The 19,390-nt window shown below is 70.3% G+C and carries 14 protein-coding genes; 11 read left to right on the top strand and 3 right to left on the bottom strand.

The annotated features are described in order from the left end of the window. The first annotated feature begins 8 nt into the window (after positions 1-8). From TU31_RS27290 to TU31_RS27245, 10 genes are all read left to right on the top strand, one after another. The gene (locus TU31_RS27290; protein ID WP_042159226.1) at positions 9-3,632 is read left to right on the top strand and encodes a type I polyketide synthase; all 3,624 of its coding nucleotides are present in this window, start codon (positions 9-11) and stop codon (positions 3,630-3,632) included. Then, complete coding sequence (locus TU31_RS27285) at positions 3,619-4,914, top strand: MFS transporter (RefSeq protein WP_052719079.1); 1,296 nt, start codon at positions 3,619-3,621, stop codon at positions 4,912-4,914. The genes TU31_RS27290 and TU31_RS27285 overlap by 14 nt, the downstream gene beginning before the upstream one ends. Further along, entirely contained in the window at positions 4,911-6,218 is a 1,308-nt protein-coding gene (locus TU31_RS27280; RefSeq protein WP_042159223.1) for a cytochrome P450 family protein, read from the top strand. Before TU31_RS27285 ends, TU31_RS27280 begins: the two co-directional genes overlap by 4 nt. 3 nt (positions 6,219-6,221) lie before the next feature. After that, positions 6,222-7,235, top strand: coding sequence for an NAD-dependent epimerase/dehydratase family protein (locus tag TU31_RS27275; protein WP_042159220.1), 1,014 nt, complete (start codon positions 6,222-6,224; stop codon positions 7,233-7,235). Next, positions 7,232-8,029 carry a hypothetical protein gene (locus TU31_RS27270; RefSeq protein ID WP_042159217.1) on the top strand — a complete coding sequence of 266 codons (798 nt, stop codon included), beginning with the start codon at positions 7,232-7,234 and terminating at the stop codon, positions 8,027-8,029. The genes TU31_RS27275 and TU31_RS27270 overlap by 4 nt, the downstream gene beginning before the upstream one ends. Beyond that, on the top strand, positions 8,026-10,377 hold the full coding sequence (locus TU31_RS27265; RefSeq protein WP_052719078.1) for an amino acid adenylation domain-containing protein: 2,352 nt from the start codon (positions 8,026-8,028) through the stop codon (positions 10,375-10,377). The genes TU31_RS27270 and TU31_RS27265 overlap by 4 nt, the downstream gene beginning before the upstream one ends. 99 nt (positions 10,378-10,476) lie before the next feature. Continuing rightward, positions 10,477-11,760, top strand: a complete 1,284-nt coding sequence (locus TU31_RS27260) for a homoserine dehydrogenase (protein ID WP_042159216.1) — start codon at positions 10,477-10,479, stop codon at positions 11,758-11,760. A 39-nt stretch (positions 11,761-11,799) separates the two neighbouring features. Then, a complete protein-coding gene (gene ccrA / locus TU31_RS27255; protein ID WP_042159213.1) occupies positions 11,800-13,125 on the top strand; it encodes a crotonyl-CoA carboxylase/reductase in 1,326 nt (441 codons plus the stop codon). 19 nt (positions 13,126-13,144) lie between these two features. Further along, positions 13,145-14,083 (top strand): 3-hydroxybutyryl-CoA dehydrogenase, encoded by a 939-nt coding sequence (locus tag TU31_RS27250; protein ID WP_042159210.1) that lies wholly within the window; start codon positions 13,145-13,147, stop codon positions 14,081-14,083. A 26-nt stretch (positions 14,084-14,109) separates the two neighbouring features. Continuing rightward, on the top strand, positions 14,110-15,108 hold the full coding sequence (locus TU31_RS27245; protein ID WP_042159207.1) for a 3-oxoacyl-ACP synthase III family protein: 999 nt from the start codon (positions 14,110-14,112) through the stop codon (positions 15,106-15,108). Positions 15,109-15,325: 217 nt separating this feature from the next. Here TU31_RS27245 and TU31_RS27240 read toward each other — a convergent pair whose 3' ends face one another. Further along, positions 15,326-16,165: a (2Fe-2S)-binding protein gene (locus TU31_RS27240; RefSeq protein WP_042159203.1), complete on the bottom strand. Its 840-nt coding sequence runs from the start codon at positions 16,163-16,165 to the stop codon at positions 15,326-15,328. A 173-nt stretch (positions 16,166-16,338) separates the two neighbouring features. Here TU31_RS27240 and TU31_RS27235 point away from each other — a divergent pair, with 173 nt between their 5' ends. Then, a complete protein-coding gene (locus TU31_RS27235) occupies positions 16,339-17,034 on the top strand; it encodes a GntR family transcriptional regulator (protein WP_042159201.1) in 696 nt (231 codons plus the stop codon). A gap of 18 nt (positions 17,035-17,052) precedes the next feature. On the opposite strand, the gene TU31_RS27230 is transcribed toward TU31_RS27235, so the two are convergent. Both TU31_RS27230 and TU31_RS27225 read right to left on the bottom strand, forming a co-directional pair. Continuing rightward, positions 17,053-17,928, bottom strand: coding sequence for a hypothetical protein (locus tag TU31_RS27230; protein ID WP_245698774.1), 876 nt, complete (start codon positions 17,926-17,928; stop codon positions 17,053-17,055). Between the two features lie 396 nt (positions 17,929-18,324). Continuing rightward, positions 18,325-19,182, bottom strand: coding sequence for a hypothetical protein (locus tag TU31_RS27225; RefSeq protein ID WP_370682771.1), 858 nt, complete (start codon positions 19,180-19,182; stop codon positions 18,325-18,327). Positions 19,183-19,390 lie beyond the last annotated feature (208 nt).

Genomic DNA, 19,390 nt, shown 5'->3' with positions numbered 1-19,390 from the left:
GCGCGGACATGACCGCGGAACACGCGATAGCTGTCGTGGGAATGGCCTGCCGGTATCCCGGCGCGGCCGACGTACGCGAGTTCTGGGGAATGCTGCGCGACGGCGTCGAGGGGATCACCCACTTCGACAGCGACGACCTCGTCGCGAAGGGCGCCGATCCCGACCTCGTACGGCGTCCGGAGTTCGTACCCGCCAAGGGAGTCCTGGAGGGTGCTCAGAACTTCGACTGGCCGTTCTTCCGGTACAACCGGGCGGACGCCGCGAACATCGATCCGCAGCAGCGGGTCTTCCTCGAATGCGCCTCGACCGCCATCGACGACGCGGGGATCGATCCCGGCCGGTTCTCCGGGCGGATCGGTGTGTACGCGGGATCCGACCGGACCCTGCTGGACGCGGGTGACGACGTGAGCCCGCTGGTCCGTGTCGTCAGCCACGAGAAGGACTTCGTGGCCACCAGGGTGGCGTACAAGCTGGGACTCCGCGGACCGGCGGTCACGGTGCAAACCGCCTGTTCCACCTCGCTCACCGCCATCCACATGGCGACCCAGGCGCTGCTCGGCGGCGAATGCGACGCGGCGCTCGCGGGAGGTGTCGCCGTGTCGCCCCTGGGGGAGTGGGGCTACCTCCACGAGCAGGGCAGCGTGCTCTCGCCCGACGGCCACTGCCGCCCGTTCGACGCGCAGGCGGCCGGGACCATTCCCAGCGAGGGCGTGGGGGTCGTCGTCCTCAAGCGCCTGACCGACGCGCTGCGGGACGGCGACCGGATCGCGGCGGTCATCCGGGGTTCGGCACTCAACAACGACGGATCGGACAAGCTCGGCTTCACCGCGCCGTCCATCCCCGGCCAGAGCGAAGCGATCCGGCACGCGCACAAGGTCTCCGGCGTCGACCCCTGGGAGATCGACTACGTCGAGTGCCACGGCACGGCCACCCCGATGGGCGACCCCGTGGAGGTGGCCGCGCTGACCGACGCCTTCGGCATGCTGCCCGAGGACCACACCACGACGTGGCTCGGCGCGGTCAAGAGCAACATCGGCCACACCAGCGCGGCCGCCGGAGTCGCGGGCTTCATCAAGACGGTGCTGATGATCGAGCACCGGGAGCTGGTGCCGACCCTTCACTTCACCGCGCCCAACCCGCTGCTGGACCTCGATTCATCCCCGTTCCGGGTGTGCACCGAGACCCGGCCGTGGCCCGAGGACGGGACGCCCACCGCAGCGGTCAGCGCTTTCGGCGTGGGCGGTACCAACGCCCACGTCATCCTCCAGGCGGCCCCGGTGCGGGAGCGGCCGGCCACCCCGTCCGGACCGCATGTCCTCACCTTGTCGGCGGCATCGTCCGAGGCGCTCGGTCGGCTGCGCCAGGACCTGGCCGGTCGTCTGGAGTCCGGAAGCACCCTCGAACTGGCCGAGGTCGCACGCACGCTGGCGGACCGACGGCGCTTCGCGCACCGGCAGGCGGTCGTCGCGCAGGACCGGGCCCAGGCGGCCGAGCTGCTGCGCGACGCGTCGCAGCCCGCCACGGCCAAGTCCCTCTCGCAGGTGGCTTTCCTCTTCCCCGGCCACGGAGTGCTGCGACACGCGGCGGGCGTATCCGCCCATCGGCTGCTGCCGGAGTTCCGCACGCGGTTCGACGAGATCAGCGAGTTCGTGCGGAGCACGTACGAGCTGGACCTCTCGCCGATCGTGACCGAGACCGACGTACCGCCCGAATGGTTCAACGACCTGGCGCACCAGCAGGTGGGGCTTTTCGCGATCGGCTACGCGCTGGGGCGGCAGCTGGGTGAGTGGGGGATCAAGCCCGCCGCCCTGTTCGGCAACAGCGTCGGTGAGTACGCGGCCGCCGCCCTCGCCGGAGTCTGGTCCCCGACGGACGCGGCCGGCCTGGTCTACGAGCGGGCGCAGGCGATCCGCGTCACCGAGCCTGGCCGGATGGTGGCCGTCAACGCGCCACTGGACGAGGTGGAACGCCGCGTCCGCCTGGACGGCCAGGTGGCGGTGTCGATGATCAGCCGGGGCGGGGTGGTGCTCTCCGGACCGGCGGCGGAGATCACGGAACTGCTGGAGGGCGACGCCCTGAAGGGCCTGGACCTGCGGTTACTGAACGTCGACCGAGCCGGCCACGGCCCCATCCTGGCACCGGTGTCCGACCGGCTGACGGAGCTGATCACGGCCACGCACACGCAGCTTCCCACCCTGCGGCTCGTGTCGGACCTCACCGGCGACTGGGCCGATCCGGAGGCCGTGTGCGGTCCCGAATACTGGGCGGAACAGGTCCGCCGGACGGTCCAGCTGGACGGTGCCATGCAGACGCTGCTGGGGACGGACTGCGACACGTTCATCGAGCTCGGACCGGGCAGCACGATGCTCGGCGCGCTGCGGTTCCGCGAGGAATGGGACCCGTCCCGCCACACGGGCGTGCCGATGCTCGGCAGGCCCGAGGACGGCGAGAGCGGACTGCTCCGGGCGTTGGGCACGCTGTGGGAGCACGACCTCGACGCCGTGGAGGGGACACTCGCGGGCAGGGGAGAGCGCCCGCTGCGCTGCTCCCTGCCGGGGCACCCGTTCACCGCACAGGACCCGCGGACCGAGCAGCCGCGCCCCGCGTCCGGGAGCGACCGCCGGACGACCGCTGCCGACCGCGGGCTATCGATGCACGCACAGGTGGAAAAGCTGTGGTGCAGGGCGCTCGGAGTGTCCTCCGCGTCCGCGGCGGACCACTTCTTCGCCCTCGGCGGCGAATCGCTGATGGTGCTGAACCTGATGGCCCAGCTCCGGGACAAGGGCGGAGTCAACGTCCCGGCCGCCGAGTTCATGCGGAACCCCACGTTCGGGCATCTGCTGGAACTGGTCGAGCAGCAGTGGGACACCGGCACTCCGGCGCCGCCGGTGGGCGTCGCCGTACTGAGGGAGGGCACGGGCAGGCCCCTGTTCCTGGTGGCCGATGCCGCCGGATCCGCGCTCAGTTACCGCGAACTCGCCGAGCATCTGGACACGGGTCGTCCGGTGCTCGGTCTGGAACCGCAGAGCGCGAATGCCTCGCGGATGTCCGTCGAGAACGTCGCGGCCCACCATGTCGAGGCGCTGCTGCGGGCGCAGCCCTCCGGGCCCTACACCATCGGCGGCTGGTCCTTCGGTGCTGTGGTGGCGCACGAGATAGCGCGCCAACTCGCCGCCCGAGGCGAGGACGTCGACATGCTGGTCTGCCTCGATGCCTACGTGCCGGGCCGGGCGGGCCGGCCCATCGGTTCCGACGCCGGGTTCGTCCTCGGGCATCTCCGTCTCATGGCGAGCGCCGCACTCGGCCTGGGCCAGGTCGGGGCTCAGGCCCGGCGTAACCCCGCCCTGCGCGGGCTGCTGCTGGACAAGTTCCGGGTGCTCTCCCGTTACCGGCCACAGCCGGTCACCTGCCCAGCGGTAGTGCTCAAGGTCGAGGTGGACCCACGAGAGGCGGAGCTTCTGCGCCGGAGTATTCGAGGCCTGTACGCAGGCGGGGTGACGGTCCGTCCGGTGGGTGGCGATCACTGGTCGATGCTCCGGAACCCACATGTACCAAAACTCGCCGCGGCGCTGCTCGGAGCGCTCCGGCAGGACGCGCCCTCGGAAGAAGGAACAGCCCATGACACTCGATGACACCGGGGGCGGTGCCAAAACGCTCGGAGCGGAAACGGTGCCGGAGGCGAAGCCTTCGCTCCTGCGCAACCGGTCCTTCCAAGCCCTGTGGAGCAGCGAGGTCTTCGCCGGGCTCGGTGAGCACTCCGCAGCGATCGCCTACCCGCTGCTGATCCTGGCCAGCTCGGGCTCGGCCGCCTTCGCCGGTGCCGTCGGCTCCGCCCAGCTGCTGGCGAACGGCCTGATGTCGTTCTGGGGCGGCATCCTCGCGGACCGGGTGGACCGCAAGCGGCTGATCCTGTGCTGCAACGTGGTCCGGGCGCTGCTGCTCGGGCTGTTCGCCGTGCTGCTCTTCATGGGGCCGGTCAACGTCTTCGTCACGTTCGGCATCGCCATGGTGTCGGCGTCCTGCTTCGGCCTGTCGATGCCTGCCGGCATGGCCATCGCCAAGCAGTTGGTGCGGCCGGACCAGGTCACCCAGGCGACCGCGCAGAACCAGATCAGGCTCTACGGCGCGATCATGGCCGGACCGTCCATCGGAGGCGCCCTGTACGGTGCGGCCCGCGCCCTGCCCTTCCTCGGGGCGTGCGTCTCCTTCGTGACCTCCACATTCCTGATGCTGTTCGTCAGGAGAACCCCGCGGACGGCGTCCGCCGCCCTGGACAAGAAGGAACTGCTCGGAGGGCTCCGTTACCTCATCCGGGACCCCGTGCTGCGCCCCGTGACGATCGCCACGACCTTCTCGAACATGGCCTTCAACCCCACCGGCATCTCACTGGCCGTCGCCGCCACCGGCAAGGCCCGGGGAGCGTCGGAGTCGTTCATCGGCCTGACGATGTCGGTGGCCGGCAGCGGGGCGCTCATCGGCGCCCTGCTGGCCGGGACGGTCATCAAGTACGCGCGCCCTTCGGTGATCTTCATCGCCGGCTACTGGATCGGCCCGGTCATGGCCGTGTTGCTGATGACGGTCCCCGGGGTCCTGCCGCTCGGGATGCTCGTCGCCTGTGTGTACATCCGGGGCCCGCTCATCCAGGGGGCGTACCAGACGTACATCGCCAACTGCGTGCCGGACGAACTCCAGGGCCGCGTCATCGGAGCGATGCTCTTCGTCACCACGATCATCTCGCCGGTGGGCGTGCTCGCGATCGGATCGATCTTCGATGCCTGGGGCCCGGTCTGGGTTTTCGCCACCATCGCCGCGATCGCGGCGATGGGATCACTGCCGGCCCTGGGCCGGAGCATCCGGACGTTGACCTCGCTCGAAGAAATACCTCAACGACAGACCGCAAAGGACGTGTTATGACACAGGACATCACCGAGGTACCGGAGAGCAGCGCAGCCGACGAGCCGCTCCCGCCGGAGTTCTTCACGGAGCCTCTTGAGGACCGCTACGGACGGTACGCCGAGCTGCGTGAGCAGTGCCCGGTCCGCGCCATCAACCACCCGCCGGGCGCCGAGGCCTACATCGTGTCCGACTACCAGATGGCCCTTGAGGCGTTCGGCGACCCCCGCATCTCGAAGTCGCTCGACAACACGCCGAAGTGGTTCCGCGACCAGCTGTACGACAACAGCCCCGTGCAGTCCCGCAACATGCTCATCGCGGACGGCGCCGAGCACGCACGGCTGCGCAGGCTCGTCAGCAAGTCCTTCGTGCCCCGTCGCATGGAGAAGATCCGGCCGCGCATCCAGGAGATCGCGGACGACCTCATCGACAACTTCCCCGAGTCGGGCACGATCGACCTGGTGGAGTTCGCTCGGATCCTGCCGGTCATGGTGATCTTCGAGTACCTCCGGGTGGACCTCAAGGACCGGGAGATGCTCTACAGCTGGTCGTCCATCCTCGGCGGCGCCCCCTATGCGGACGAGGAGAGCAACCGGCGTCTGAAAGAGGTCAGTTCCAAGTTCGAGCAGTACATCCTCGACCTGCTGGAGTCCCGCCGCTCCGACATGGGCGAGGACCTCGTGAGCCAGTTGCTGCGGGCGGCCGAGGAAGAGGGCCGGTTCACCATCGAAGAGGTCGCCTCGACGATGTCGCTGCTGATCATCGCCGGGCAGCGCACCACCACCAGCCTCATCTGCAATGGCACACACGCCCTGCTCACCCACCCCGACCAGCTGGAGCTGCTGAAGTCCCAGCCGGAGCTGGTGATCTCGGCCGTCGAGGAATTCCTGCGCTACGAGTCGCCGGCCTACCGCGGCACCCTGCGCGTCGCGGCCCAGGACATGGAGATCAACGGTGTTGAGATCGGCAAGGAGTCGTTCGTCCACCTGATGATCGGCGCCGCCAATCGCGATCCCAAGGTCTTCGAGGACCCCGACCGGTTGGACATCACCCGTCAGGAGAACCGTCACCTCGCCTTCGGGCACGGCCCGCACTTCTGTCCCGGGGCCCCGCTCTCCCGGCTGGAGGGGCACGTGGTCTTCCCCACCCTGCTGCGGCGGCTGCCCGGCCTCACCCTGGACCCGGAGAAGGAGCCCCAGTGGGTGGCCGACAACTCGGTCGGACGGGGCCTCACCTCGCTGCCCGTGAAGTACGACCGTCGTCTGCCGCGGGACGCCGGTGACGCCGGCGCCTCCGGCTGCCCTGTAGCCCACGGGAGCGTGTGACCCATGAAGATGCTTGTACTGGGCGGGACCCTCTTCCTATCGCGCGCCATCGCCGAGGAAGGCGTGCGGCGCGGCCACGAGGTCGTGTGCGCGGCCCGCGGCACGTCGGGCCAGGTCCCCGAAGGCGCCACGCTCGTCAAGATCGACCGTGACCGGCCGGACGGACTGGAGCCGTTGGCCGGGCAGAAGTTCGACGCCGTCGTGGACGTCGCCGCCATGTCGTACCCGTGGGTGCGGGACGCGCTGAGCGCGATCGGCTCGCAGGCCGGCCACTGGACGTTCATCTCCTCGATCAACGTGTACGCCGACGCGGTGTCCACCGGCCAGAACGAGGACGCGGCGCTGCACGAGCCCGTACAGAGCGGAGCCGACCAGGAGGTGCGGATCGAGCACCCCCATCTGTACGGTTCCATCAAGGTGGCCAGCGAGAACGCGGTGCGCGAGGCGATGGGCGACCGTGCGTTCATCGTGCGCTCCGGGCTGATCGTGGGCCCGGGGGACCTCTCCGACCGGTTCGGCTACTGGGTCGCGAGGATCGCGAAGGGCGGCCGGGTCGCCGTACCGGACAGCCTCGAACAGCCCACGCAGTACGTCGACGTACGCGACATGGCCGCCTGGATCGTCGACGCGGGCGAACGCGGGCTCGGCGGCACCTACAACGGTGTCGGCCCCACCCGCCCGTTGGGCCAGGTCCTGGCCGGCATCGCCGAGGCAGTGGGCCCACCGGACACCGAGCTGGTCCCGGTGCCCGAGGACCAGCTGGAGGCGGCCGGGGTACAGGTATGGCGCGGTGATAAGTCGCTGCCGCTGTGGGTGCCACCGGTGGACTACGGATTCATGGCGCACGACCACGCCCGGTCGGCCGCGGCCGGCTTCAGGCATCGCCCGTTCGCGGAGGTCGTCGCGGGGGTCCTCGCGTACGAGCGCGAACTGGGCCTGGACCGCGAGCGCAAGGCAGGGCTCACCCCGGCCGAGGAGGCCGAGCTGCTGGAACTGGTGAAGGGGGGACAGTCTTGAACGCAGGTTCTTGGCGGCGCATCAGCGAAGGCAATCAGCAGAAGGCCGTCCTGGCGGTCGACTTCGACTCGACGGCGCGACCGGAGGCGGGCTTCCGCCAGTTCGCGGCGCTGCTGAAGCCGGACCGGGAAATCTGGCAGACCACCCAACCGGACGCCGCCGACAGGGAGTTGTTGTCCGCCGAGACCTACCTCCAGGGGTGGCGGGAGCTGCCCGAGGGCGTGCGCGGCCACGTGGACACCGTCATGGGCTACTGCGTGGGCGGCGTGTTCGCCGCGGCGCTGGCCGACGCGATCGCCAAGGAGCAGGGCACCAGGCCGGCCCTCCTGTTGTTCGATCCGGAACCGGTCGACCAGATGTCCCTCTACCGCGACTTCAAGAAGGCGGTCGACACGATGTCGATCCTGTCCGAGGAGGAGCGGGAGGGCTACATCGGGGAGGCGCGGGCCCTGTGTGAGACGGAAGGGGAGGGCTTCGACTCCCTCGCCCTCCAGGTGATCAAGCTGTACGAGACCACCGCAGGTGTCGCATTCGAGCGGCTGGAGTTCGACGAGGAGACGAGTGAGGACCTGCTGGGGCTCTTCCGCTCGTACGTCTCCTATCTGTTCGCCGCCCGGCAGCTGAGCCCCGAGGAGAGCTGGGCCACGGCCGGTGCGCTGACCTCGGCGCAGTCGAGTCCCGGTGCCCCGCACGCCCTCTGGGAGCGGAGCTTCCCCGTCGGCACCGAGGAGATGCTGAGCAACCCGGACGTGGCCGAGGCCACGCACCGCTTTCTCCAGGAGCGCGGAGCATGACCGCTACCGAGAATCGAGCGGAACACCCGGACGCTGAGCTGCGGGACGCATCCGCCCCCCGCGAGGTCTTCGTCAGCGCACTCCTTCAGGCCGTGCCGGCCGACTGGACCGATCTCGCGGTCGCTGTCACGGCTGCCTATCAGCACAGGATGACCGCGGCCCACGACCTGGTGCTCGCGGTGGACTCCGGGCCGGTGCGGCTGACCGTCGAACCCACGACGACCGTCGCCGGCCTGGTGGCCCAGGTACGGGACCTCCGGGGCCGGGCGGGCGAGTCCGCGCAGCCCGGGGACGACGCGCCACCGGTCAGTGCCCAGGTCTTCCTCGCGGACGACGCGGCGCCCGTGGAGGGCCTGGCCTTCGCCTTCGCGCACCGCGAGGGAGTGTTGTGGGCCGAGGCCAAGGGCGATCCCGGCCGCTTCACGCACGAGCACCTGGCCGAACACACCAGTCGTATCGGCCACTTCGCCGAGCGTCTGTTCGGGGCGGGCCCGGCTGCCGAGGTGGGCGAGGTGGACCTGCTCACCCCGGCGGAACACCACCGGATCATGCACGAGTGGAACGCCACCGCGCACGAGGTTCCGCAGCTCACGCTTCCGGAGCTGGTGGAGGCCAACGTCGCCGCCCACCCCGACCGGCTCGCCATCAGCCACTACGACGAGCGGCTGACCTACGCCGAGCTGGACAGGCGGGCGAACCGGATCGCCCGGCTGCTGATCGGCCGTGGCGCGGGCGCCGGGGACATCGTGGCGATGGTGCTGCCCCGCTCGATCGACTACGTCGTCACGGCACTGGCCATCGTCAAGACGGGCGCTGCCTACCTGCCCGTGGACACCGGCTATCCGGTGGAGCGCATCAACCAGGTGCTCTCCGACGCAGGGGTCTCGCACACGGTGACCATCGCCGCGCTGTCGGACTCCGTCCTGGTGGCCGCGGAGCAGATCGTGCTCGACCAGGAGAGCACCCGGACCCGCCTGGCGGCGGCCGACCCGAGTGCGCCGGCCGACACCGACCGGCGGGCCCCGCTCACTCCCGACGCTCCGGCCTATGTGCTCTACACCTCGGGCTCCACGGGGCGTCCCAAAGGCGTCGTGGTCGCCCACCGTGCGATCACCAACCGGCTGCACCACATGCAACACCAGATCCCGCTGGGGCCCGACGACCGGCTGTTGCAGAAGACCCCGGCCGGGTTCGACGTGACGGTGCGTGAGGTCTTCTGGCCGCTGCTGGCGGGGGCGTCGATCGTGGTCGCCGATCCCGACGGGCACCGCGACCCGGCCTACCTGGCCGAGACCATCGTGGCCGAGAACATCACCATCACCCACTTCGTGCCCTCCGGATTGAAGGTGTTCCTCCAGGAACCCGACGCGGCCAAGTGTGTGAGCCTGCGCCGTGTCGTGTGCGGTGGCGAGGCGCTGCCCGCCGAGCTACAGGCGTGGTTCGCCTCCGTGCTGGAGGCCGACCTGTACAACGTCTACGGCCCCACCGAGGCTGCGGTGGATGTCACCTCGATGCTGTGCCCGAGGAACCCCGAGCCGGGACCGGTGCTGATCGGACGTCCGGTCTGGAACACCTGGCTGTACGTCCTCGACGAGCAGCGCCGGATGCTGCCACCGGGGGTGACCGGTGAGCTGTACCTCGCCGGTGTGCAGCTCGCCGAGGGGTACCTGGGCCGGCCCGAACTGACGGCCGAGCGCTTCATCAGCGATCCGTTCGGGGAGCCCGGTGCCCGCATGTACCGCTCGGGAGACGCGGCTCGCTGGCGTGCCGACGGCGTCATCGAGTTCTTCGGCCGGCTCGACCACCAGGTGAAGATCCGGGGCTTCCGGGTCGAGTTGGAGGAGATCGAGTCGGTGCTGCTGCGGGACGGGCAGCTCAGCCAGGCGGTCTGCCTCGTCCGCGAGGACGTGCCCGGCGACCAGCGACTGGTGGCGTACCTCGTCCCGGTGACCGGCACCGATCCGGACATCGACAAACTCCGTGCGCAGGCGGTGGCGGCACTGCCCGACTACATGGTGCCCACCGCGTTCGTCGTCCTGGACCAGCTTCCGCTCACCTCGAACGAGAAACTGGACCGAAAGGCGCTGCCCAAGCCGGAAGCGCAGGTGACGCCGGTCGGCCGGGAGCCGTCCACGCCCGAGGAACTCCTCGTGGCCGGGCTGTTCGCAGAGCTTCTGGGGGTCTCGTCGGTCGGCGCCGAGCAGGACTTCGTCGAGCTGGGCGGCAACTCCCTGCTGATCAGCCGGCTCATCAACGAGATCCACAAGCGCAGCGGCGTGCGGCTGCGCATCAAGAAGATCCTTGAGGACCCGTCCGTGCAGGCGATCGCCGCACTCATCACGGCGTAGTCCTTTCCGGACTGCCGGCCCGGCACGAGCCTGCCGTGTCCGGCCGGCATCCGCCGCATCTCCCCGTCCACCTACGCCTTCGGAGCGGAGTAGTCGCACATGCGCACATTGAAAGTAGCGCTGCTGGGCTGTGGTGTCGTCGGCAGCGATGTCGCCCGCTACATGGCGAGACATGCGGCCGACCTCACGGCTCGCATCGGTGCCCCGGTGGAGTTCGCTGGGATCGCCGTCCGCCAGGCCGATCTGCCCCGTCCCGGTGTGCCGGAACACCTCATCACCACCGACGCGGACGAACTGGTCAAGCGCGCCGACGTCGACGTCGTGATCGAGGCCATCGGCGGGACCGACCGCGCCCGTGACCTGATCACGACCGCATTCGAGCACGGTGCCTCCGTGGTCAGCGCCAACAAAGCGCTCATCGCCGCGGAAGGAGCGGCGCTGCATGCCACCGCCGCGGCATACGGAGTGGACCTGTACTACGAGGCCGCCGTCGCCGGCGCCGTCCCGCTTCTGCGACCGCTGCGCGAGTCCCTGGCCGGAGACCGGGTCACCCGTGTCCTCGGCATCGTCAACGGCACCACCAATTTCATCCTGGACAGGATGGACTCCCTCGGCGCCGACTACGCGCAGGCGTTGAAGGAAGCGGCCACCCTCGGTTACGCCGAGGCCGACCCCACCGCCGACGTCGAAGGGTTCGACGCCGCCGCCAAGGCCGCCATCCTCGCCGGGATCGCTTTCAACACCCGGGTACGCCTCGACGAGGTGTACCGGGAGGGCATCACCGCTGTCACCGCGGCCGACATCGAGAACGCCAAGGCCGTGGGCTGCGTGATCAAGCTCCTCGCCGTGTGCGAACGCAGCGCCGACGGCTCGTCCGTGACCGCTCGCGTCCACCCGGCGATGGTTCCCCTGAGCCACCCGTTGGCAGCGGTACGCGGCGCGTTCAACGCCGTCTTCGTGGAGGCCGAGGCGGCCGGGCAGCTGATGTTCTACGGCCCCGGCGCGGGTGGCGCGCCCACGGCCAGCGCCGTATTGGGCGACCTGGTCGCGGTGTGCCGCAACAGGCTGGCCGGCATCACAGGTCCCGGTGACGCGGCGTACCAGCAGCTCACTGTGTCTCCCATGGCGGAAGTCACCACTCGTCACCACCTCATCCTTGAGGTGGCCGGGCAGCCCGGTGCCCTCGCCGAGGTGGCCACCGTCTTCGGCCGGCACGGCGTGTCCATAGAAACCTTCTCCCAGCGGCAGCGGGACGACGGCTGCGCACTGGCCATGTCCACCTACCCCACTACGGACGCCGCGTTGTCCGCTGCGGTGGTCGCCCTTCGCGACATGGACCACGTCCGTCGTGTCACGAGCGTCATCCGCGTCGAGGGGACCTGATTTCCGCTCCCCGAGCGGACGAAAATGAAGGAGATTGCGATGGATTCTCTGGCCGAGGCCGTACTGAACGATGCATCCGCGGAGGAAATCGAACGCGAGCCCGTGCCGGACGCGTACGTGGCCGCACACCTCAACGCGACCGACACCGGCATGTTCCAGGGAGTGGAGGACAAGGACGTACGCAAGTCCCTCCAGGTCGGCCGGGTGGCCATGCCCGAGCTGGCGCCGGACGAGGTCCTCATCGCGGTGATGGCCAGCTCCATCAACTACAACACGGTGTGGTCGGCCACGTTCGAGCCGCTCCCCACGTTCCAGTTCCTCAAGCGCTACGGCAAGGTCGGCGGGTTCGCCGCTCGCCACGACCGGCCCTATCAGGTCGTCGGATCCGACGCGTCCGGGGTCGTGGTCCGCACCGGTGCCGGCGTCAACCGCTGGCGGACGGGCGACCATGTCCTCGTCTCGTGCATCCAGACCGATGACCACGAACCCGCCACGCACGCCGACAGCATGCTCAGCGAGGGCCAGCGGGCCTGGGGCTACGAGACCAACTTCGGCGGCCTGGCGCACTACGCGGTGGCCAAGGCCAGTCAGCTCATCCGCAAGCCGGCGCACCTCACGTGGGAAGAGTCCGGCAGCAGCATGCTGACCGCGTCCACCTCCTACCGCATGCTGATCGGTGACAAGGGCGCCCGGATCAAACTCGGTGACATCGTGCTCATCTGGGGGGCCACCGGAGGGCTTGGTGCCTTCGCCGTACAAATGGTGCGCAACGCGGGTGGCATCCCCGTCGGCGTGGTCGGCTCCGAGGCCAAGGCGGGGGCGGCCCGGGCTCTTGGCTGCGAGGTGGTGATCAATCGCGCCGAGATCGGCCTGGAGGGTCCGGCGACCCCGGAGGAGACCATCGAGCGGGCGAAGCGGCTGGGGAAGATCATTCGCCGGGAGACCGGCGAGGACCCGCACGTGGCCTTCGACTATGTCGGCCAGGCCACCTTCGGGATCTCCGTCTTCGTGGTGCGACGCGGCGGGACGGTGGTCACCTGCGGCTCAAGCACCGGATACCAGCACCAGTACGACAACCGGTATCTGTGGATGAACTCGAAGCGCATTCTCGGGTGCCACGCGGCGAATCTGCATGAACAGGCCGAATGCGGCCGCCTCTTCGCATTGGGTCGACTCGCCCCGGTCCTTTCCACGGTCTATTCGCTCGAAGAGGTCGGCGAGGCGGCGCGCCTGGTCCAGCAGAACCGGCACACGGGGAAGGTCGGAGTGCTCTGCCTGGCTCCCGAAGAAGGACTCGGGGTGACCGATCCGCGCTTGCGCGAACGGATAGGTGCCGCACAGCTGAACCCGCTGCGCAATCTCTGATCGAACGGAAGCAATCACCATGTCGCACCAAGTGATAGAGCAAACGAGTGTGGCGGACCTGCCGGCGGTTGCGCCGGCCGAGTCCGCTGCCGTCGCCGCGCAGCGCATCCTGAGGGTGGGGGTGGTCGGCTGCGGTGTCATGGGAGCCGGACTGGCCGAAGCCTGTGCCCGGGCCGGACGTGAGGTTCGCGTCGTGGCCTCCGGGGACCAGGGCATGGCACGGGGCAGGCGACGGCTGGAGCGGTCGCTGGAGAACGGCGTACGCAAGGGGAAGATCACCGACAGCGGCCGTGCGGCCGTAATGGACCGGGTTTCCTTCGTCACCGAACTCGGGTACCTCGCCGACCGGCAGCTGGTGCTGGAAGCCGCACCCGAGGACGAAGCCACCAAGCTGGAGATCTTCCGGACCCTGGACCAGGTGGTCCAGGATCCGGAAGCCATTCTCGCTTCCAATACCTCGTCCATTCCGATCGCCAAACTGGGCCGGGCAACGGAACGGCCCGGCCGGGTGGTTGGCGTGCACTTCTTCAACCCGGTCTCGGTGCTGCCGCTCGTCGAGGTGATCAGTTCGCTGCTGACCGACGAGCGGACCGGTGCGGTCACAGAGGCATTCGTCACCGATGTCCTGGGCAAAGAGGTGGTGCGTGCCGGGGACCGCAGCGGATTCGTGGTGAATGCACTTCTGATTCCCTATCTCATCTCCGCCATCAGAATGTTCGAATCCGGGTTCGCCCCGGCCGAGGACATCGACCGGGGCATGACGCTCGGCTGCTCCCACCCGATGGGACCCCTGGCGCTGGCCGACCTCATAGGCCTGGACATCGTCGCTGCCGTCAGCCAGGCCCTGTACGAGGAGTTCAAGGAGCCGGTCCACGCGGTGCCGCCGGTGCTCTCCCGCATGGTCGACTCCGGGCTCCTCGGCAGGAAGACCGGTCGTGGTTTCTACAGCTACGCATGACGGACGCCCGACGAGAGGAAAGCGGAATGTCCCAGCAGTCCATCGGAATCCTCGGAACCGGGTCGTACGTACCTGAGCGGCATGTCAGCAATGCCGAAGTGGCCGCACGCGTCGGCGTCGACGAGGAATGGATCGCACGCAAGACGCAGATAGGCGGGCGTCGTTATGCCGCCGCCGACGAAGCGACATCGGATCTCGGCCTGCATGCCGGCACCGCCGCTCTGAAGCGGTCCGGCCTTGCCGCCGGGCAGATCGACTACCTCATCCTCGCCACCTCGACTCCGGACTCCCCGCAGCCGCCCACCGCCTATCACGTGCAGAGGGGGCTGGGTGCCGATGCCGCGGCCTGCTTCGACATCAATGTGGTGTGCAGCGGCTTCGTCTACGGGCTGGAGCTGGCGCGCAGTCTGGTCGCCTCCCACCCCGGCAGCCACGCGCTGGTGGTCGCCGCCGACGTCTACTCCCGGATCCTGGACTTCTCCGACCGCCGCACGGCCGTGCTGCTCGGCGACGGCGCCGGTGCGGCCGTCGTGGGCGAGGTGCCGGACGGACGCGGCTTCGTGGACTTCGAGCTGGGCAGCCGGGGCGACGCCCATGACCTGATCCGGGTGGAGGGCGGCGGCAGCCGTATGCCGACGTCTCCCGAGACCATCGCGGAGGGGCGTCACTACTTCCGCATGGAAGGCAGGGGCGTCCGGGACTTCGTCATGGAGAACTTCCCGCCCTTCGTGGACCGGCTCTGCGCCAAGACCGGCATCGGCCGGGACGCCGTCCAGCACTTCGTCCCGCACCAGCCCAACGGCGTGCTGCTCACCGAGCTGGTCGAATGCGCGGGTCTGGACCACGCGTTCACGCACCGGACCCTTGAGCGGTACGGCAATGTCGGCAGCGCCTCCTCCGCGGTCACCCTCGACGAGGCCAACAAGGCCGGCTGTCTCAAGGACGGTGACCTGGTGCTGATCGGGAGCTTCGGTGGAGGGATGTCGATCGGCGCCGGACTGATGCGCTGGGTCGGCACCGCCTGACACCGGCCGCTCGCCCCTGGATTCGATTCCCCGTTTCCCCCTACTGGTCGAGGAGGCGTCACAGACCCGGCGGTCTCCCCTGTCCCTGCCGTGATCCGGTTCGCCGGCGACTCGGGCGACGGAACGCAGCTGACCGGCGACCGTTTCACGGCTCAGACCGCGAGCTTCGGCAACGACCTGTCGACGCTGCCCAGGACCGAGGGCACCTGAGTGGCCGTCAGATGGTCGCGGTGAGGCGCTGGACGCGGTCCTCGTCGCGGGTGCGCGGGCAGGTGACGCAGGTGTCGTCGGGGCGCAGCGTGTAGTACATGCAGCAGCTGACGCGGTCCCGGGTCGTCAGGGTCTCGCCCCGGGGTCCGGTCAGCGCACGGAATCCCGCGCTCCCCACGTAGGGAGCGGTGGCGCCGGGCAGCATTCGCTCCAACGCGGCCACCGCCCGCGGCTCCTCGCCCAGCAGCTGTGCCACATACCAGAGGCCCTCGACGATCTCGTCGGACGCCATCCCCCACAGCGCCCGCGGCCCGCGCCGCATCCGGGTGCGGAAACCCTCCAGGACGGGCCCGAGATGCCCGGCCACCGCGGCCCGGACCTCCGCGCCCAGCGCCTCCTCGTCCGGTACCACCCGGGCGCCGGGCAGCGCCGCCGCCGGATCGTCCGGGAGGCAGGCGAAGGCGCTGATGCGCACCGCCATCCGGACCGGCTCGCGCTGCATCGAGACGTCCTGGACGGGCAGTCGCGGGACCCGGCGGTGCAGGAACCAGGGGACGGTGATCAGCAGACAGGCCGGCCAGGCGTAGCGGTGCAGCGCGAAGCTGGCGACCACGTCCGGCCGGGCCGGGCGGCCGTGGTCCCGGATGATCTGTGCGTCGTCCCAGGCGAGAAAGGCATCGAGGGTCTCCCCGCCGGCCGCCAGCCCGGCCGCGCAGACCCAACCGTCGCCGCTGGGCGGCGCCGTGTGCCAGGTGGTCACCCGCAGCCCGGGAAATACCTCGGAGAGCCGGGCGTAGGCCGCGGCGACGGGATGGGTCGCGGCCGGGGCGGCGAGAGCAGAAGTCATGGGGAGACCACCGAATCGCGATCGTTAAGCAGGTAAGGCTTACCTTACCCGAAACTTACCCGCGCCCGATCGGCGTCAGTCCCGGCAGTCCGGCGAGGTTCCGGGACCGGCGCACGGATTTGTACTGTGGCCCGCGCCGCCTATGGTGCTGGGATACGTCAGGAGGATCCGTCATGGAACAGGGCACAGCGGAACAGGAGCCGCTCGCGCGAGCGTGGGTGCCCGCGCAGCCCGGTCCCGCCGCGCCCCGGCGGCACTCCGTCCGCGGTCAGGTGCTGGCCGCGCTGCGCCACGCGCTGGCCGGTGGGGAGCTGGCCCCGGGCGAGGTCTACTCCGCCCCCGCGCTGGCCGAGCGCTACGGCGTCTCCGCGACCCCGGTCCGGGAGGCCATGCAGCAGCTCGCGTCCGAAGGTGCCGTCGAGGTCGTACCCAACCGCGGTTTCCGGGTCGCCGAGTGCAGCTCCCGCGACCTCGCCGAGCTGGCCGAGGTCCGCAGGATGCTGGAGGTGCCCGCGATCATCCGGCTGGCGCGGGCGCTGGCCCCGGAGCGCTGGGAGGAGCTGCGCCCGCTCGCCGTGGCGGGCGTGGCCGCCGCCGCCCGCGGGGACCGGGCCGGCTACGCCGAGGCCGACCACGCCTTCCACGTCGCCCTGATGTCGCTCACCGGCAACCGCCGGCTCACCGAGGTCGCCGGCGATCTGCTGCGCCGCGCCCAGTGGCCGGCCGGCGGCTGCCGGCCGCGTACGGCCGAGCTGCTGGCCGACGCCTCCGAGCACACGGCGCTGCTCGACGCCCTGGTGGCCCAGGAGTACGCGGTCGTCGAGCGGATCGCCCGCGAACATGTCTCGGTGGCCCGGCACCCGCACTAGTTGGTGCCGTCCGGCGGCTCAGCCGGGGAGCAGCTCCTCCAGGGGCAGCGCCGCGACATCGGCGGCGGGCCGGGAGAGATAGAGCTCCGCGTGGTAGAAGCCGTCGCTCTCCTTGCCCGCGGTGGACAGGCCGCGGGCGGCCAGCGCCTCGAACGTCGCCTTGCGCTCGCCGCCGTCGGCGAACCGGCGCTGCCGGAAGGTGCGGGTGGTGAGCTTCTCCGTCACCAGGCCGGCCCGGGCCAGCAGTGCGGAGACGGGCTGGTAGGACACCGTGCGCAGGACGAACGCGGCGACCCACGGCGGCGTGGAGACATGGTCGAAGAGATGACCGAAGGTACGCGCGGTGATGTAGCCGACGCCACCGGTGACGGTGATCAGATCGGTGCCGGCCAGGACCCGCCGCAGCTCCGGGCTGGGCTCGTCGAGCTCCAGGTTCTCCGCGAATCCGTGGTCGAGCAGCCCGACCGCCCGGGCATAGGCGACCGCGCGGTCCGCCGCGTCGATGCCGGTGATCCGGAAGGGCGCGGCGTTCCGCCGGGTGGCGAAGAACGTGCGGTCCGCTTCGAGGAGTTGGCGAGTGGTCGGCATGCCCGCACCCGGCGCGGCGTAGTGGTCGTAGAGGTCCGAGAGGGACAGCCGGTGGTTGAGCAGCGCGGCGTTGACCCCGTACGAGCAGCAGAGGTCGACGACATTCAGCGGCGGGCGGTCGCTCCGGTGCCGCTGGAGGGTCTCGGCCACGGCGCGGAAGACCGCTTGGCCGTGGTGCGGAATCTGGTAGTCCAGGGGGTTGAGTGTGGTGAAGTACCGACGGGGATCCGGGCAGTTGTAAATCGCCTCGAAATCTGCCTTGCCCCAGTCCGTTCCAGCGGTCGTATTCGTCACTCCTGCTGTCATCTATGGCCTCCTGTCAAGGCTGTGCCAGTGGGTGAGGACCCAGCTGGTCCCGGACCAGCATCCAAGTCCCTGCCGCCGCCTCACAGTGCGACTTGCGGCCATTCTCGGGGCCTGTGGGGCGTGATGGAACACCCCAGCCCCCGGCTTCCGCCCATGGTCCCACCTCATGGTTCCCCCGGCTCGTCGACCGCGGCGGCGGCTGGCAACCATCGCGCCCCGGCCGATCCACCGCGGGGACCGTCCAGATCCGGCCATTCGCAGCGCGAGGGCGCATGGCCGACGACGGGGGGTTGACGGCGCGGCGCCGAAGAGGCTAGGGCGGTGACGAACGGACGACGGCCAACCACACGCCCTCGGCGTGTGGTTGGCCGTCGTCCGTGCTTCCCGGTGACCGCCCTAGGTCGCCGTGACGGCGGCGGTGGGCAGATGGTCCGCGAGCCAGGTGGGGACGCCGCCCATGAGGCGGAACAGCCGGGCGGCCTCGGCGCGCAGCCGCGGCGCGTCGGTGTCCGGGACGGCGTCGGCCAGCGCCGCCAGGGCCGGTGCCGTGCCGATGAGGAAACCCAGCTCCTCGCGGATCCGCAGCGACTCGGCGAAACCGTGCCGGGCCTCCGCCACGTCGCCGTCGCGCAGTGCCAGCCCGGCCAGATGGCGCCAGGTGAAGGACAGCAGCAGGGTGTCGCCGTGCGCGGTGGCGCCGGCGTGCGCGCGGCGGTAGGCGGCGCGCGCCGCGTCCGGGCTGTCGGCGACGTGCTCGGCCATCAGCCCGCGGCGGAAGTCCAGCAGCGGGCGGCCGGGCGCGGCGGGCGCCAGCAGCGCGGCGGCCCGGCCGAGCGCCGACCGCGCCTCGTCGGCCCGGTCGCGGACGCCCAGGACCGTGGCGGCGTACGCGAGATGGCCCCGCTCGCAGGCCGCGCCGCCGCGCTCGTCGTCGCCGTTCGCCAGGGCCTCGGCGCTGCGCAGCGCGTCCTCCGCGGCGGCCCAGCCGGTGGCCGTGAACATGCAGCGCTCCACCAGGAGCGCGGCGCGACGGAGCGCCGACGGGGCGTGATGGACGGAATGCGGTTCCAGCAGTGCGGCCGCGTCGTCCCAGCAGCCGCGGGAGCGCAGTCGCCAAACGGCACGGTCGAGGGGACTGTCCCCCTCGACCGTGCCGTGTGCCGGTTCCTCCGGTGCGGATGCGGGTCCCGGTACCGCGAGCGATACCGGCTCCGCAGAACTAACGGGATCCACGGGATCCGCGGATCCTGACATGGCGGTATCCGCCACATTGCCCTCCCCTAGCGCGCCATTGAGCTGGAAGTTGCAAGACCGTGGGCGAATCTCAGCACGGATTCCGTCGTGGGGCCAAGGGGCTGAGTGAATGTTTTCACAATCACCTGGTGCGCGGTTCCGCCAAGGGGCGCGGCGCTGATCGGGCGCGCCGTGCGGCGCTGCGCCCGGCCCGCGCCCGCGCGCCGTG

Source organism: Streptomyces lydicamycinicus, assembly GCF_000829715.2.
Classification (GTDB): Bacteria; Actinomycetota; Actinomycetes; order Streptomycetales; family Streptomycetaceae; genus Streptomyces; species Streptomyces lydicamycinicus.
The sequence above is the reverse complement of the archived record's forward strand: the minus strand, read 5'-3'. Positions and strand labels throughout refer to the sequence as shown.

Coding starts and splice junctions, on each gene's coding strand:
- TU31_RS27290 (WP_042159226.1), top strand. CDS start 9: ATGACCGCGGAACACGCGATAGCTGTCGTGGGAATGGCCTGCCGGTAT.
- TU31_RS27285 (WP_052719079.1), top strand. CDS start 3,619: ATGACACTCGATGACACCGGGGGCGGTGCCAAAACGCTCGGAGCGGAA.
- TU31_RS27280 (WP_042159223.1), top strand. CDS start 4,911: ATGACACAGGACATCACCGAGGTACCGGAGAGCAGCGCAGCCGACGAG.
- TU31_RS27275 (WP_042159220.1), top strand. CDS start 6,222: ATGAAGATGCTTGTACTGGGCGGGACCCTCTTCCTATCGCGCGCCATC.
- TU31_RS27265 (WP_052719078.1), top strand. CDS start 8,026: ATGACCGCTACCGAGAATCGAGCGGAACACCCGGACGCTGAGCTGCGG.
- TU31_RS27260 (WP_042159216.1), top strand. CDS start 10,477: ATGCGCACATTGAAAGTAGCGCTGCTGGGCTGTGGTGTCGTCGGCAGC.
- ccrA (WP_042159213.1), top strand. CDS start 11,800: ATGGATTCTCTGGCCGAGGCCGTACTGAACGATGCATCCGCGGAGGAA.
- TU31_RS27250 (WP_042159210.1), top strand. CDS start 13,145: ATGTCGCACCAAGTGATAGAGCAAACGAGTGTGGCGGACCTGCCGGCG.
- TU31_RS27245 (WP_042159207.1), top strand. CDS start 14,110: ATGTCCCAGCAGTCCATCGGAATCCTCGGAACCGGGTCGTACGTACCT.
- TU31_RS27240 (WP_042159203.1), bottom strand. CDS start 16,165: ATGACTTCTGCTCTCGCCGCCCCGGCCGCGACCCATCCCGTCGCCGCG.
- TU31_RS27235 (WP_042159201.1), top strand. CDS start 16,339: ATGGAACAGGGCACAGCGGAACAGGAGCCGCTCGCGCGAGCGTGGGTG.
- TU31_RS27230 (WP_245698774.1), bottom strand. CDS start 17,928: ATGACAGCAGGAGTGACGAATACGACCGCTGGAACGGACTGGGGCAAG.
- TU31_RS27225 (WP_370682771.1), bottom strand. CDS start 19,182: ATGTCAGGATCCGCGGATCCCGTGGATCCCGTTAGTTCTGCGGAGCCG.